The sequence below is a fragment of the Pantoea sp. B623 genome, assembly GCF_024814475.1.
In the GTDB taxonomy this organism is placed as follows: Bacteria; Pseudomonadota; Gammaproteobacteria; order Enterobacterales; family Enterobacteriaceae; genus Pantoea; species Pantoea ananatis.
This window is the reverse complement of record NZ_JANUXM010000004.1, coordinates 1,013,781-1,028,646: the sequence shown is the minus strand read 5'-3', so window position 1 is coordinate 1,028,646 and position 14,866 is coordinate 1,013,781. Positions and strand designations below refer to the sequence as shown.

Genomic DNA, 14,866 nt, shown 5'->3' with positions numbered 1-14,866 from the left:
ACACGCGACAACGCGCCACGGCGGCTGTGGCCTGCTGTTGACCCGACAGCACGAGCAGGCCTTTTCTGAAGCCAGCACGAAAAAACAGACCCGAAAGCTGACGTCACTGCGATACTGTGTAAAAATACAGGCCATCGAGTAAAGCGGTAATCTTAACATGGCCCTGACAGCAGCATTAAAAAGCCAGATCGCACAGTGGTATAAAGCGCTGCAGCAACAGGTGCCAGACTTTATTCCCCGTCCTGCCCAGCGGCAGATGATCGCGGAGGTCGCGAAATGTCTGTCGGGTGATGACGGTCGCCACCTGGCTGTAGAAGCGCCGACTGGCGTGGGCAAAACCCTTTCGTATCTTATTCCTGGCATCGCCGTCAGCCGCGCGGAAGAGAAGCGGCTGGTGATCAGCACGGCCAACGTCGCCTTGCAGGATCAGATCTTCAGCAAAGATTTGCCATTGCTTAAAAAAATCATTCCGGATCTCACCTTTACTGCTGCCTTTGGACGCGGGCGCTATGTGTGTCCGCGCAATCTGGCCGCGCTGGTCGCAGACGATAATCAGCAGGCCGATTTGCTGTTCTACCTGGATGACGAAGCGGTCAGCAGCACCAAAGAAGAGCAGATCCAGTGCGGACGGCTGCAAAAGTCACTGGATCGCTATCAGTGGGATGGCCTGCGCGATCACAGCGAGGAGAACGTCAGCGACAGCCTGTGGCAGCGTCTGTCTACTGACAAAGCCAGTTGCCTTGGCGTGCATTGCCGCTGGTACCGCGAATGTCCGTTTTTCGTTGCCCGGCGGGAAATCGAGCAGGTCGATGTGGTGGTAGCCAACCACGCGCTGGTGATGGCGGCCATGGAAAACGAATCGGTGCTGCCCCCGGCCAAAAATCTGATGCTGGTGCTGGATGAAGGGCATCACCTGCCTGAAGTGGCGCGTGATGCACTGGAGATGAGCGCCGATATCACGCCCGGCTGGACCAGCCTGCAGCTCGATCTGTTTGTGAAGCTGGTGGAGGCGATTATGAGCCAGATGCGGCCCAAATCACCCCCGCCGTTGGCTAATCCCGAACGTCTTAAAGCCCACTGTGATGAACTGCGCGAACGCCTTGCCACCATAAGTGAGGCATTAAGCCCATTGCTTCCGCCGCACAATCAGCCCGGCGAGTTTCGTTTCGTGTTGGGCACCTTACCTGACGAGCTGCTGGCGCTGTGCGCCCGGCTGTTCAAGCTGAGCGACGGGCTACGTGGGCTCAGCGAAGGGTTGATTAACGCCTTGAGTGAACAAACCGGAAGCGTCGATCTCGTGCGTCTGCACCGCAATTTATTGCAGCTCAACCGCCACTTTGGCTGGTTTGAATCAGTCAGCAAGCTGTGGCGACTGGCTGCGATGGAAAAAGCCTCTGGTGCGCCCGTTTCAAAATGGATAACCCGTGAACTGCGCGACGGTCAGGCACACCTGTTCTTCCACTGCGCGGGAATTCGCGTCTGCGATCAGCTGGAAAAAATGCTGTGGCGCAAGATTCCTCACGTTGTCGTGACCTCCGCGACCTTGCGCTCATTGAACAGCTTTAGCCGCCTGCAGGAAATGTCGGGGTTGAATGAAAAGGCGGGCGACCGTTTTGTGGCACTGGCGTCGCCGTTCAGCCACGTCGATCAGGGCAAGCTGGTGATCCCGCAGATGCGCTACGAACCGTTGATGGCGAATGAGGCTGAGCACATCGCGGAGATGGCGGCCTTTTTCCGCCAGCAAATGCAGACAGAAAAGCATAAAGGCGTGCTGGTGTTATTTGCCAGCGGGCGCGCCATGCAACAGTTTGTCGAGGCGCTGCCAGAATTACGACTGATGATGCTGGTGCAGGGCGATCAGCCCCGCAGTCGCCTGATCGCCCTGCACCGCAAACGGGTAGAGCAGGGCGATACCAGTATTCTCATCGGCCTGCAGTCGTTTGCGGAAGGGCTGGATTTAAAAGGTGAGCTGCTCAGTCAGGTACATATCCATAAAATTGCTTTTCCGCCCATAGACAGTCCGGTAATTTTAACCGAGGGCGAATGGCTGAAGAGCCTCAGGCGTTATCCGTTTGAGGTACAGAGCTTACCCAGCGCCTCTTTTACGCTGATTCAGCAGGTCGGGCGTTTGATCCGCAGCCATCAGTGTTTTGGCGAGATTGTTATTTACGATCGCCGCCTGTTGAGTAAAGCTTACGGCAGTCGGCTGCTGGCGGCGCTGCCGGTGTTTTCAATTGAGCAGCCGGTCACGCCTGAACCCGAGGCCAGAAACACCAAACCCAATCCCGGCACGCGCAAACCGCGTGCGAAGCGGCGTTAAGTCGTTGCCACTGAGCGGAAATGCGTGATGGAACTGAATAAAATTATCAAAGAAGTCGGGCGCGGTAAGAACCATGCTCGCGATATCGATTTCGACAGTGCCCTGGCACTCTACGGCGCAATGCTGGACGGCGAGGTGCCGGATCTTGAAATGGGCAGTATTTTAATCGCCCTGCGAATCAAAGGTGAAGGCGAAGCAGAAATGCGCGGCTTCTATCAGGCGATGCAGTCGCGTGTGATGCGCCTGCAGGCGCCGAGCGGTCGTCCCATGCCTGTGGTCATTCCCAGCTATAACGGTGCGCGCCGTCAGGGAAATTTAACCCCATTACTGGCGCAGGTGCTTAACAGGCTCGGTCTGCCCGTGCTGGTTCACGGCGTCAGTGACGATGCCACGCGCGTGACCAGCGAAGCGGTCTTTGCCGCGCTGGGGATCGTGCCGGTCACTACGGCCGAACAGGCACAGGCAAAGCTCGACAGGGGTGAGCTGGCCTTTATTACCATCGATCACCTCTGCCCACCCATGGCAAAACAGCTGTCGTTACGCTGGCGCATGGGCGTGCGTAACAGCGCCCACACGCTGGCGAAGCTGGCCACGCCGTTTGGTGAGCGCGAGGCCCTGCGCCTGTCAAGCGTATCCCACCCGGAGTATGTTCCACGGGTGGCGACCTTTTTTAGCGCTATCGATGCCCCCGCGATTCTGCTGAACGGGACCGAAGGTGAGGTTTATGCCAATCCGCAGCGCTGCCCGGCCATCAGCTATGTGGGCGGTGCAGCACAGCAGGCGGAGGTCTGGGTAGAGAGACAGCCGGAGGTAGCGGTGCCGCTGCCCGCCGACAAGTCGGCCGCCGAGACAGCGCGGTGGACGGAAGAGGTGCTGAATCACCAGCGCCCTCTACCAGAGGCGCTGCGACTGCAAATTGCCTGCTGCCTGCGCGCAAGCGGTCAGTGCGCCTCGCGGGAAGCCGGCCTTGAGAAACTGGCGGCGGCCGGTTTTTAACGGTGAGCCTGTGGCAGGGCGTGCTCAACCAGGTTTTGCCAGAAGCGGATACCGGTGGGGATGAGCGCATCGTTGAAATCGTAGTGAGCATTATGTAAGGGGGCGGATGGGGTTGCACCATCTGCACCGAGCCAGAAATAGGCCCCCGGGCAGGCTTCCAGCATGCAGGCGAAATCTTCAGAGGCCATAGAGGGATTCACCTGCCACCGCACCTGCTCTTCCCCCAGCGTACTGACGGCAACGTCGTGAACCTGCCGGGCCGGGCCTGTATGGTTGGTTGTCACCGGGTAGCCAGGTAGCCAGCGAATCGCGCCGCAGACGCCAAAGGGTTTCGGCAGCGTAGTGACAAAATCATCAATAAGCGCATGAACCCGTTTGCGCACATCGTCTTGCAGGCAGCGCACGGTGCCGCGCAGAACGATCTGTTCGGGAATCACGTTAATTGCCTCACCACCCTGAATCTGCGTGACGCTCACCACGGCTGAGGAAAGGGGAGAAAGGCGACGTGAGGGGATCGTTTGCAGGGCCAGAATCAGTTCAGCTGCCACCACCATCGGGTCGGCACCGCTTTCCGGCATGGCCGCGTGGCAGCTTTTACCGCTCAGCGTAATTTCAAACGCATCCAGTGAGGCCATCATCGCACCGGCGTTAACCGCCAGCGATCCCAGCGGCAGGCCGGGCCAGTTGTGCATCGCATAGACAGCATCCATGGGGAAACGGGTAAATAATCCCTCTTCCACCATTTTCCGGGCGCCGCCGAGGTTTTCTTCCGCAGGCTGAAAAATAAAATGCACCGTGCCGCTGAACTGACGCGTGGCGGCAAGCTGTCTGGCGGCCGCCAGTAAAATCGCCGTGTGGCCATCATGGCCGCAGGCGTGCATCACACCAGGTTTACTGGAGCGCCAGGCGGTTTCGCCTTTTTCATTGATGGGCAGCGCGTCCATATCGGCACGCAGGCCGATGACCGGTCCGCTTCCATTTTTCAGGGTGCCAACCACGCCCGTCCCGGCAAGACCACGAAATACCTGCAGGCCCGCCTGCTCAAGTTCATGCGCAACCTTATCGCTGGTCCGATGTTCCTCATAGCCGAGTTCGGGTTCGCGATGAAACTGGTGGCGCCAGCGCAGCGCATCATCAAGCAGGTCAGAGGAAAGAGTCATGCAATGTCGCGCTCCATATCATTCAGGAAGCTTCACTTTAGAGGCCGGGCGAGAGCGCGTCTATCGCCAGGCGCGATAAAATAGCGAATGGGCTAAATCAAAATGGAATAAGTAATAAACAAGCGTGCAACCGTATCGCCTGTTATGCCGACTCACGCTTAATTAAATGGAAGCCGATATCAATAATGCTTTCTGCGCAGGGACGCTGTTCAATCCGATCGGCCAGCAGCGTAGCGGCACGTTGACCTATAGCGACCCGATCGACGCTGACCGTGGTGAGGGCAGGGCGATTGCTGGCAGCAAAATCCAGATCGCCAAAGCCCATCACCGCAATATCTTCAGGCACGCGCAGGCCACGGCTTTCTGCCTCCATAATCGCACCCTGTGCCAGCGTGTCTGAACTGCAGACGATGACGTCATACTCACCCTGATCGAAGAGCTGCGTTAAACCGGCGCGTCCGGATGCCAGAGAGGCGGGGAGCGCCGCGTCTGCCTGTGGGATTGCGTCAATTCCTTGCTGGCTGAAGACGTCACATAATCCCTGTTTACGCTGTCCGGCACGTTTGTCTGACGTCCACACCAGGCCGGGCCGACGGAAGCCTTGTTCAAGCAGGTATTCTGCCGTGGCCTGACCGACGCGTTGATGCGAGAATCCCACCAGCATATCGAGCGGCGTTGGCGTCAGATCCCAGATTTCAACGACCGGTATCGCGGCATTCAGGATCACCTTTTTAAGGGCGGCCGAATGATGGATCCCGGTCAGAACAATCCCGTCCGGACGTCGTGACAGCAGTGTTGCCACCAGTTCGGCTTCAGTATCAGTGCGATAGCCCGCCACGCTCAGCAGGATATGATAACCCCGCAAGCCCAGCTCATCACTCAACGACTGAATGGTATCCACGAACATGTTGTTGTTGATTTGCGGCACCACGACAGCGATGAGCTTACTGCGCCTTGAAGCCAGGCTTCCCGCCAGCGCATTAGGAATGTATCCCGTCACCCGCACCGCCTCCATGACTCTTTCTGCCGTTTTAGGCCGCACTAACTGCGGGGCATTCAGCACGCGGCTGACGGTCATCGGTGACAGTCCGGCATGGCGGGCGACATCTTCAAGCGTGGGCGCATGGGTCGGTTTCGAACTTTTCACGGCAATCCATTTCACGGTGACGGCGGTATTCGCACTGGCATTATTCTTCATGTTCCTGAGCATTTCCAGCCGGTGCGTTACGCATTAAGCAGTATGCGCTGACATGACTAAAAAAATTCGCGATAGATGTTAACGCAATCATTATGTTGTTTAACACGAAGAAAAAGTCATAAATGCGATCTCGCTGGCAGCATGGCTCCCTTTATGCAAGGTAAATGTGATCTGTTGTTCAAAATAAACACAACGCGGTTTTCTGCCGCAGGCCGGGATGTAAAGATAAAAATGTTATCGCAATCATTTTTAGACCACAGGAGATAACTATGTCTGTAAGCGCAAATTCTAATGCCGTGAGCTATGCCAAAACGGTAAACGCAAAAACGGCGGCTGACGTCGGTGATCGTATTGAATGGGTCAAACTCTCCCTGTCGATTTTACCCCTGGCCACGCCCGTCAGCGATGCCAAGGTGCTGACAGGGCGCCAAAAGCCGTTAACCGAAGTGGCCATTATCATTGCTGAAATTCGTAGCCGTGAGGGTTTTGAAGGGGTGGGATTCAGCTATTCCAAACGCGCTGGCGGGCAGGGCATTTACGCGCATGCTAAGGAGATTGCCGATAATCTGCTGGGGGAAGATCCAAACGATATTGATAAAATCTACACCAAACTGCTGTGGGCGGGCGCATCGGTAGGACGAAGCGGCATGGCGGTGCAGGCTATCTCTCCCATTGATATTGCGCTGTGGGATATGAAAGCGAAACGCGCCGGGCTGCCGTTGGCAAAACTGTTAGGTTCCCATCGTGATTCCGTACAGTGCTACAACACCTCGGGCGGCTTCCTGCATACACCGCTGGAGCAGGTATTAAAGAACGTGGTGATTTCACGTGAAAACGGCATCGGCGGGATCAAGTTGAAAGTGGGGCAGCCAAACTGTGCCGAAGACATTCGTCGCTTAACGGCAGTGCGTGAAGCGCTGGGCGACGATTTTCCGTTGATGGTTGATGCCAACCAACAGTGGGATCGTGAGACCGCTATCCGTATGGGCCGCAAAATGGAGCCGTTCAATCTGATCTGGATTGAAGAACCGCTGGATGCTTACGATGTGGAAGGCCATGCACAACTGGCCGCCGCGCTGGACACGCCCATTGCGACCGGTGAGATGCTCACCAGCTTCCGTGAGCATGAGCAACTGATTTTGGGCAACGCCAGTGATTTCGTTCAGCCGGATGCGCCGCGCGTGGGTGGCATTTCCCCTTTCCTGAAAATCATGGATCTGGCGGCGAAGCACGGTCGTAAGCTTGCGCCACATTTCGCCATGGAGGTTCACCTGCATCTGGCGGCGGCCTATCCGCTTGAGCCCTGGCTGGAGCATTTCGAATGGCTGAACCCGTTATTTAATGAGCAACTGGAATTACGTGACGGACGGATGTTTGTTTCAGATCGCCACGGACTTGGTTTTACGCTCAGCGAACAAGCACGAAGCTGGACTCAATTAACCTGTGAATTCGGCAAACGTCCCTAATCTTTTTGGCGGGAATCTCTCCCGCCACCTCTCCTTTTAAATCTCTCTCAACCCGATATCCAGGAGTGGGTGATGAATACAATAATAAAACGTACCAAGGTACGTTATTCTATTTTGCTATTTCTGTTTCTTGCCACCGTATTTAATTATGCCGATCGTGCGACGTTATCTGTCGTCGCGCCTTTTATGAGTCAGGAGTTGGGCTTTGATCCTGAAGCGATGGGGCTGGCCTTTTCGGCCTTTGGTATTGCCTATGTCATTATGCAATTACCCGGCGGCTGGTTACTGGACCGCTATGGTGCCCGCATGGTATACGGCTGTGCGCTGATTGGCTGGTCGCTGGTGACCATGCTGCAGGGCACGATTTATCTCTACGCCAGTCCGCTTATCGTTCTGGTGATTTTGCGTTTATTGATGGGGGCCATTGAAGCGCCAGCGTTTCCGGCAAACAGTCGGTTAAGTGTGCAGTGGTTTCCAAACAAAGAGCGGGGATTTGTGACGTCGATTTATCAGTCAGCACAATATATCTCGCTCGGAATTATTACGCCTTTGATGACAATTATTCTTCATAATTTAAGTTGGCACTATGTTTTTTATTATATCGGCGCGATTGGCGTTATTTTAGGGATCGTCTGGCTGTTTAAAGTCAGAGATCCCTTACAGCATCCCAAAGTAAATCAGGAGGAAATCGAGTATATTCGTGACGGCGGTGGAGAACCCGCATTAGGCAGTAAAAAGGCGCAAGAGAAAATTACACTGGCGCAGTTTAAAAGCGTGTGTATTAACCGCATGATGATTGGTGTCTACATTGGCCAGTTTTGTGTCACCTCAATTACCTGGTTCTTCCTGACCTGGTTCCCTACCTATCTCTATCAGGCCAAGGGCATGTCGATTCTGAAAGTGGGATTTATTGCCAGTATACCGGCCATCGCGGGTTTTGTGGGCGGCCTGTTGGGCGGCGTGTTTTCTGATGCGTTACTCAAACGCGGTTACAGCCTGACGGTTGCGCGTAAACTGCCCGTCATCTGTGGGATGCTGCTCTCCTGTGTCATTGTTATCGCCAATTACACGTCCTCGGAAATTGTGGTGGTTGCGGCCATGAGCGTTGCCTTTTTCGCCAAAGGTTTTGGCAATCTGGGCTGGTGTGTGCTGAGCGATACATCGCCGAAAGAGGTGTTGGGCATTGCCGGTGGCGTTTTCAACATGTGCGGCAATATGGCCAGTATCGTTACCCCGCTGGTGATCGGGATCATTCTGGCGAATACGCAATCATTTGATTATGCGATTTTATATGTGGGATCGATGGGGCTGCTCGGCCTGATTTCGTATCTCTTTATTGTCGGGCCTTTGGAACGGATTACGCTGACGTCCACGAAGCCTGAGTAAGCCTGTTGCGAGCATTTCGCGCCGCTGTTCCGGAACCGCACTCCCCGGAACAGCGTTTTTTACCGCATGACGCGACTCAATAAAATCGGCGTTGCGGGTTATTGCATCGGTAAGTTCAGACCGTGTTTTGTCGCACACTGCTGTGCCTGTTCGTATCCCGCATCGGCATGACGCATCACGCCGGTAGCAGGATCGTTCCACAGCACGCGGCCCAAGCGGGCATCAGCCGCTTCCGTGCCGTCGCACACAATCACCACGCCAGAATGCTGGGAGAAGCCCATGCCCACGCCACCACCATGATGCAGGCTCACCCAGGTCGCGCCGCCCGCCGTATTCAGCAGGGCGTTGAGCAGCGGCCAGTCGGATACCGCATCCGACCCATCTTTCATCGCTTCGGTTTCACGGTTTGGCGAGGCAACAGAGCCGCAGTCGAGTTGATCGCGACCGATCACAATCGGTGCTTTTAGCTCGCCGTTGCGTACCATTTCATTGAACGCGAGGGCCGCGAGATGGCGCTCACCCAATCCCAGCCAGCAGATACGCGCCGGTAAGCCCTGGAAGGCGATGCGTTCCTGCGCCATATCCAGCCAGCGATGCAGCGTTTTATGTTGCGGGAAAAGTTCTTTGAGTTTGGCATCCGTTTTATAGATATCTTCGGGGTCGCCAGACAGGGCAACCCAGCGGAACGGACCTTTACCTTCGCAAAACAGGGGACGGATATAGGCTGGCACAAAACCGGGAAAATCAAAGGCATTGCTGACGCCTTCATCCAGTGCGACCTGGCGAATGTTGTTGCCATAATCGACGGTAGGAATGCCCATATGACAGAAGTCGAGCATCGCCTGAACGTGGACGGCCATAGAGGCACGGGCAGCTTTCTCCACGGCTTTAGGATGTGTCTTGCGTTCCTGCTCCCAGCGTGAGACGTCCCAGTCAATGGGCAGATAGCCGTTAAGGGGATCGTGCGCCGAAGTCTGGTCGGTGACGATGTCAGGCTTAGGTCCACCCGCTTTGGCGCGCTTAACCAGCTCGGGCAGGATTTCCGCCGCGTTGCCCAGCAGGCCGACAGAAATGGCTTTCTTCGCTTTGGTCGCCTCATCAATCAAGGCCAGTGCTTCATCCAGCGAGGTGGCTTTGTAATCGACATAACGCGTGCGTAAACGAAAATCGATACGGGATTCCTGACACTCAATCGCCAGTACGCAGGCGCCCGCCAGCACGCCTGCCAAGGGTTGCGCACCACCCATGCCACCTAAACCGGCGGTCAGGATCCAGCGTCCGCTTAGATCATTGTTATAGTGCTGGCGTCCGGCCTCGACAAACGTCTCGTAGGTGCCCTGAACGATTCCCTGGGCGCCAATGTAAATCCATGAGCCGGCCGTCATCTGGCCATACATCATCAGCCCGGCTTTATCCAGTTCGTGGAAGTGATCCCAGTTAGCCCAGTGAGGAACCAGATTGGAGTTGGCCAGCAGGACGCGGGGGGCATCCGCATGGGTACGAAACACGCCGACGGGTTTGCCCGACTGGATCAGCAGGGTTTCGTCCGGCTGCAGGAGCTGCAGCGATCGTAAAATTTGCTCAAAACATTCCCAGTTGCGCGCGGCTTTACCAATACCGCCGTACACCACCAGATCTTCCGGACGTTCTGCCACGTCGGGATCCAGGTTGTTCTGAATCATGCGGTAAGCTGCTTCAATTAACCAGTTAGCGCAGTGCAGTTCATTTCCACGCGGCGCACGGATCTCGCGTGCTACCGCTTTAGACAGGGTTTCGCTCATGACGGATTCCTTATTTAACTGAATAGGTGCCCATGCTGGGTAGTAATGCGGTGAGTGCCTCTGGCCAGTCGCAGCGGCTTGCCCACTGACGCATCGCCTCAATGTCGGGTGCCAGCAGGCGGTCTTCTTCCAGGAAGGCAACGCGTTCGCGGATGCGGCCAAGGGCCTGCTCTATCGGTGCAGAACTTTGCAAGGGACGATGAAACTCAATGCCCTGGGCGGCGGCCATCGCTTCAATGCCCACCACGGCGGCGCTGTTAAAGCACATATCCCCCAGGCGGCGGGCGGCATAGGTGGCCATGGAAACGTGATCTTCCTGGTTAGCCGAGGTCGGTAAGCTGTCTACACTGCCGGGATGGGCCAGCGATTTATTTTCTGATGCCAGCGCCGCCGCAGTGACCTGGGCAATCATAAAGCCGGAGTTCACGCCGCCGTCGCGAACCAGGAAAGGTGGCAGTCCGGACAGGCCGGTATCCAGCAGCAGGGCCAGTCGACGTTCCGAGATAGCGCCCACTTCAGCCACGGCCAGCGCAATAATGTCGGCTGCAAAGGCGACCGGTTCAGCATGGAAGTTGCCGCCGGAGATCACATCGCCGGTTTCGCTGAAAACCAGCGGATTATCAGAGGCGGCGTTGGCTTCAATTTGCAGGACGCGCGCGGCATGAGAGAGGTTATCCAGGCAGGCGCCCATTACCTGAGGTACGCAGCGGATAGAATAGGGATCCTGTACCCGGCCACAGTGGGTATGTGAACCGAGGATTTCGCTTCCTTCAATCAGGCTGGTAATCGCGGCGGCCACGGCAATCTGCCCGTGCTGACCGCGCGCCTGATGGATACGGGCATCGAAGGGTTTTAACGAACCTTTGATCGCTTCTAACGACAGGGCGCCCGCCAGTAAACCTGCGGCAAACAGGTTTTCGGCTTCAAACAGGCCACGCAGCGCCAGCGCCGTGGAAACCTGGGTGCCATTAAGCAATGCCAGACCTTCTTTCGGGCCCAGAACAAAGGGCGTCAACCCGACTTTAGCCAGGCCTTCTGTCGCCGCAATAAGTTCCCCTTTGAACCTGACCTGACCTTCACCAAGCAGCATCAGCGACATATGCGCCAGCGGCGCCAGATCGCCCGAGGCACCCACCGATCCTTTTTCCGGAATGCACGGCATGATGCCGGCATTAAACAGGGCCAGCAGGGCATCGATCAGTTCGATGCGTACACCCGAATGGCCCCGCGAAAGGCTGATCACTTTGCTGGCGACGACCAGCCGCGTGACGTTATCAGGCAGTAAATTCCCTAACCCGACGCTGTGGGACAGCACCAGATTACGTTGCAGATCCGCCAGACGGCTGGCGGGGATCTGGGTTTGGGCCAGTTTGCCAAAACCGGTGTTAATGCCGTAAACCACGCTGCCGGAGGCGACGATCGCGTCAACGGTGCGTTGTGCCTCGGCGACGGCCTGGCGGGCGCCATCGTCGAGGCTGAGGGTAACGTTACCCTGGTAAATTGCGCGTAATGTCGCGAGATCAACATTACCTGGCACCAGGTGTAATACCTGAGTCGAACCTGACATAACCTGCTCCTGTCTATACAAGGGTTGGGTTGCCGCAGGGCATCTTTATTGACCCTGATCAACTGAATAACGCGAGTGAACCATAAGTGTCTATTCTTGTCTATACAAGTTGCAATCAGCGTGCCAAACCGATCACAAAATTGATCGGGCGTCAGGGCAGGGGGGAGCGAGCAACGACCGGTATTGCTGCACCTTTATCAGGCAGCAGGTGCACGGTTAAAGTGCTGAAACCGCGTCTGAATGTATATACATCCAACCCTGCAGGCAGTAAACTCTGCGCATTATCTGCGAAAGGAAAACGTTATGGCCGAGCATACGGCAATTGCACAACTGGCGGCGGCCATGAGCGATGAACCTGCGCCTATTTATCAACGGGTCAAGCAGGCTATCATCAGCCAGATTCGTGAAGGACACTGGAAAGCAAATCAGCGCGTGCCCTCCGAAAGCGAGCTGGTCAATGAACTAGGCGTGAGCCGGATGACCATCAATCGTGCATTACGCGAGCTGACCAGCGAAGGGTTTCTGGTGCGTATGCAGGGCGTAGGAACATTTGTTGCCGAAATGAAAGGCTATACGGCCATGCTCGAAGTGCATAACATCGCCGATGAAATTGTCCAGCGCGGTCACCAGCACAGCTGCAAAATTCTGATGATGGGTCAGAACAAAGCCGATCCCGAGCAGGCTTCGGTTCTGGGGCTGACCACCGGGCAAACGCTGTTTCATTCGCTGATTGTGCATTATGAAAACGAGTTGCCGGTGCAGCTTGAAGACCGACTGGTGAATCCGCAGCTGGCTCCGGACTATCTGACTCAGGATTACCATACGCTCACGCCTTATACCTATCTGATGCGGGCGGCGCCGTTAACGGCAGGTGAGCACATCGTTGAAGCGGTGATGCCCGATGCGCGTCAGCGTAAACATCTGGCGATCGATGAGCATGAGCCCTGTCTGCTTATCCGCCGCCAGACCTGGAGCGACAATAAAATCGTGACCTATGCGCGATTACTCTATCCGGGCTCGCGCTATAAGCTGCTGGGCCGCTTCAAAGGACACGGGTAAGGCGCACGAACAGCAGTCTTGCCTCCGGACTGGCTGGCGAGAGCAGGGTGGAGTGATCTACCCACCATGTCCCCTGCTGCGCCTCTAACCGCGCGTCATCCGCGATGCGCCATTCTCCGGCTAACACCCACGCTACGCCGTGCTCGCTGCAGACGGCTTGCGTAACGACGTCGGCCTGCGCCCGCCATGCGTCACGCCGCGTCATGACGTTAAAATCCTGACTGGCCTCTTTGCCTTCCAGACTGGCTTCAAGTGCCCATTCACCCGCGAAAGCCCAGGGAACTTCAGGCAGTAAGCGGTGCTCGCCTGCCGGACCGCGCAGCAGCACCGGGCTGCCGTTCAGCAGAGTAATCGTGCGATCTATGCCGTTGAACGTCGAAAACGGGCCGTCCTGAGCAATGGTCGCAATACTGGCTCGCCAGGCGAAATCGTCGGCATCAGGCGGAAAGCTGATAATCTCGCGTGTTTCGCCTCCGCCGTTGCGCCAGCGGCTAGCGGGTAAGTTTTCCAGAGAAAATAATGTTCTCATTGCAGCGCCGCCATTGCCTGGGCGAAGCGCGCCGCGCAGGCGTGTTCTTCGGCATGATGCCCGTCGTTAATGACCCGATTGCCCGCCACATACACGTCGCGAATCTGATCGCGCTGGCCCGCAAACAGCCAACGGTTAAGCAGGGCGTGGTCATTCACGCTGCCCAGCCAGGCCTGATCGCGCAGTACCAGCCAGTCGGCGCGCTGCCCCACGGCCAGTGAACCACTCCTGATCCCACAGGCCTGAGCGCCGCCTGCAGCTGCCTGCTGCCACAGCAGGTCGCCGACGGAAGGCTGGTGAGCCAGGGCGATACGGTTACGACGGCGGTCGCGCAGACGCTGAGCATATTCCAGCCAGCGCAGCTCTTCCTGAACGCTCAATGAGACATGGCTGTCAGAGCCGATGCCCCAGCGACCGCCCTGAGCGATATAGTCCACCGCCGGGAAAATGCCGTCGCCAAGATTGGCTTCGGTAGTCGGACACAACCCGGCAACCGCGCCGCTGGTGGCAAGGCGCGTCACCTCGCTGTTATCAAGATGTGTGGCATGGATCAGGCACCAGCGCGCGTCAACGTCAAAGCGGTTCATCAGCCAGCTCACCGGGCGCTCGCCGCTCCAGGCCAGGCTGTCGTTCACCTCTTTTTCCTGCTCGGCAACGTGGATGTGCACCGGTAACGACCGATCGCTGGCGGCTAACACTTCGTGCATTTGCACTTCGCTCACCGCACGCAGTGAGTGAAAGCACAGGCCTACGTTGTGCAATGGCTTGTCTTTCACCCACGCCTGCAGGCGTGCCTGCTGTTGCAGGTAGTTGTCGGTCTGCTGAATAAAGCGTTTCTGCCCGGCCACAGGCGGCTGCGCGCCAAACCCGCTGTAGCTGTAAAGCACCGGAAGCAGGGTCTGACCAATGCCTGCCGTCTCGGCGGCGGCAATCAACTGCTGCAGCATGGCATCATCGGCATAGGGCGCGCCGTTAACGTCATGATGCAGATAATGGAATTCTGCAACCTGGCAGTAGCCACCTTTTAACATATCGATGTACAGCAACGCGGCAATATCGCCCACCTGCTGGGGCGTCAGGCGCTGCACCATGCGATACATTAAGTCGCGCCAGGTCCAGAAGCTGTCTTGTGGATCGCCCGCCACTTCGGCCAGACCGGCCATGGCGCGCTGAAAAGCATGAGAGTGCAGATTTGCGATAGCGGGAATGACCTCGCCGGGTAAGCGACATGCCTGACGGTCATCACTGTTGGGCGTGATGGCCTCAATGATTCCGGCCGGACTGACGTGGATGCGTACCTGTTTGTACCAGCCGTCAGCCAGCAGTGCGCGGGGCGCAAAAAAAATTGCCATAGTTGATCCTCAAGGGATGTGGTTGTATATACATATACATACTTTAAAGTGG

11 protein-coding genes are annotated in these 14,866 nt (G+C 56.7%); 5 read left to right on the top strand and 6 right to left on the bottom strand.

What is annotated here, in order from left to right:
• Positions 1-157: 157 nt before the first annotated feature.
• Both dinG and ybiB read left to right on the top strand, forming a co-directional pair.
• Positions 158-2,320 (top strand): ATP-dependent DNA helicase DinG, encoded by a 2,163-nt coding sequence (gene dinG, locus NXS97_RS06680; protein WP_014593252.1) that lies wholly within the window; start codon positions 158-160, stop codon positions 2,318-2,320.
• A gap of 27 nt (positions 2,321-2,347) precedes the next feature.
• Positions 2,348-3,316 (top strand): DNA-binding protein YbiB, encoded by a 969-nt coding sequence (ybiB, locus tag NXS97_RS06675; RefSeq protein ID WP_014593253.1) that lies wholly within the window; start codon positions 2,348-2,350, stop codon positions 3,314-3,316.
• Here ybiB and NXS97_RS06670 read toward each other — a convergent pair.
• Both NXS97_RS06670 and NXS97_RS06665 read right to left on the bottom strand, forming a co-directional pair.
• Positions 3,313-4,476: a M20 aminoacylase family protein gene (locus NXS97_RS06670; protein ID WP_024470907.1), complete on the bottom strand. Its 1,164-nt coding sequence runs from the start codon at positions 4,474-4,476 to the stop codon at positions 3,313-3,315. The genes ybiB and NXS97_RS06670 overlap by 4 nt on opposite strands.
• A gap of 142 nt (positions 4,477-4,618) precedes the next feature.
• Positions 4,619-5,674 (bottom strand): LacI family DNA-binding transcriptional regulator, encoded by a 1,056-nt coding sequence (locus NXS97_RS06665; RefSeq protein WP_019106162.1) that lies wholly within the window; start codon positions 5,672-5,674, stop codon positions 4,619-4,621.
• Between the two features lie 269 nt (positions 5,675-5,943).
• On the opposite strand from NXS97_RS06665, the gene NXS97_RS06660 reads away from it, so the two are divergent.
• Together NXS97_RS06660 and NXS97_RS06655 are read left to right on the top strand one after the other, a co-directional pair.
• Positions 5,944-7,140, top strand: coding sequence for an L-talarate/galactarate dehydratase (locus tag NXS97_RS06660; protein ID WP_013025150.1), 1,197 nt, complete (start codon positions 5,944-5,946; stop codon positions 7,138-7,140).
• Between the two features lie 72 nt (positions 7,141-7,212).
• On the top strand, positions 7,213-8,526 hold the full coding sequence (locus tag NXS97_RS06655) for an MFS transporter (RefSeq protein ID WP_014593257.1): 1,314 nt from the start codon (positions 7,213-7,215) through the stop codon (positions 8,524-8,526).
• 98 nt (positions 8,527-8,624) lie between these two features.
• Here the strand turns inward: NXS97_RS06655 and hutU are convergent, their stop codons facing one another.
• Complete coding sequence (hutU, locus tag NXS97_RS06650; RefSeq protein WP_259231840.1) at positions 8,625-10,307, bottom strand: urocanate hydratase; 1,683 nt, start codon at positions 10,305-10,307, stop codon at positions 8,625-8,627.
• Positions 10,308-10,317: 10 nt separating this feature from the next.
• A complete protein-coding gene (hutH, locus tag NXS97_RS06645) occupies positions 10,318-11,874 on the bottom strand; it encodes a histidine ammonia-lyase (protein WP_024470908.1) in 1,557 nt (518 codons plus the stop codon).
• 303 nt (positions 11,875-12,177) lie between these two features.
• Between hutH and hutC the strand changes: the two genes are divergently transcribed.
• Positions 12,178-12,933 carry a histidine utilization repressor gene (gene hutC / locus NXS97_RS06640; RefSeq protein ID WP_116219555.1) on the top strand — a complete coding sequence of 252 codons (756 nt, stop codon included), beginning with the start codon at positions 12,178-12,180 and terminating at the stop codon, positions 12,931-12,933.
• On the opposite strand, the gene NXS97_RS06635 is transcribed toward hutC, so the two are convergent.
• Both NXS97_RS06635 and NXS97_RS06630 read right to left on the bottom strand, forming a co-directional pair.
• Positions 12,917-13,462: a HutD family protein gene (locus NXS97_RS06635; RefSeq protein ID WP_014593260.1), complete on the bottom strand. Its 546-nt coding sequence runs from the start codon at positions 13,460-13,462 to the stop codon at positions 12,917-12,919. The genes hutC and NXS97_RS06635 overlap by 17 nt on opposite strands.
• Entirely contained in the window at positions 13,459-14,814 is a 1,356-nt protein-coding gene (locus NXS97_RS06630; RefSeq protein ID WP_028714967.1) for a formimidoylglutamate deiminase, read from the bottom strand. Before NXS97_RS06630 ends, NXS97_RS06635 begins: the two co-directional genes overlap by 4 nt.
• Between the last annotated feature and the right edge of the window lie 52 nt (positions 14,815-14,866).

Coding starts and splice junctions, on each gene's coding strand:
- dinG (WP_014593252.1), top strand. CDS start 158: ATGGCCCTGACAGCAGCATTAAAAAGCCAGATCGCACAGTGGTATAAA.
- ybiB (WP_014593253.1), top strand. CDS start 2,348: ATGGAACTGAATAAAATTATCAAAGAAGTCGGGCGCGGTAAGAACCAT.
- NXS97_RS06670 (WP_024470907.1), bottom strand. CDS start 4,476: ATGACTCTTTCCTCTGACCTGCTTGATGATGCGCTGCGCTGGCGCCAC.
- NXS97_RS06665 (WP_019106162.1), bottom strand. CDS start 5,674: ATGAAGAATAATGCCAGTGCGAATACCGCCGTCACCGTGAAATGGATT.
- NXS97_RS06660 (WP_013025150.1), top strand. CDS start 5,944: ATGTCTGTAAGCGCAAATTCTAATGCCGTGAGCTATGCCAAAACGGTA.
- NXS97_RS06655 (WP_014593257.1), top strand. CDS start 7,213: ATGAATACAATAATAAAACGTACCAAGGTACGTTATTCTATTTTGCTA.
- hutU (WP_259231840.1), bottom strand. CDS start 10,307: ATGAGCGAAACCCTGTCTAAAGCGGTAGCACGCGAGATCCGTGCGCCG.
- hutH (WP_024470908.1), bottom strand. CDS start 11,874: ATGTCAGGTTCGACTCAGGTATTACACCTGGTGCCAGGTAATGTTGAT.
- hutC (WP_116219555.1), top strand. CDS start 12,178: ATGGCCGAGCATACGGCAATTGCACAACTGGCGGCGGCCATGAGCGAT.
- NXS97_RS06635 (WP_014593260.1), bottom strand. CDS start 13,462: ATGAGAACATTATTTTCTCTGGAAAACTTACCCGCTAGCCGCTGGCGC.
- NXS97_RS06630 (WP_028714967.1), bottom strand. CDS start 14,814: ATGGCAATTTTTTTTGCGCCCCGCGCACTGCTGGCTGACGGCTGGTAC.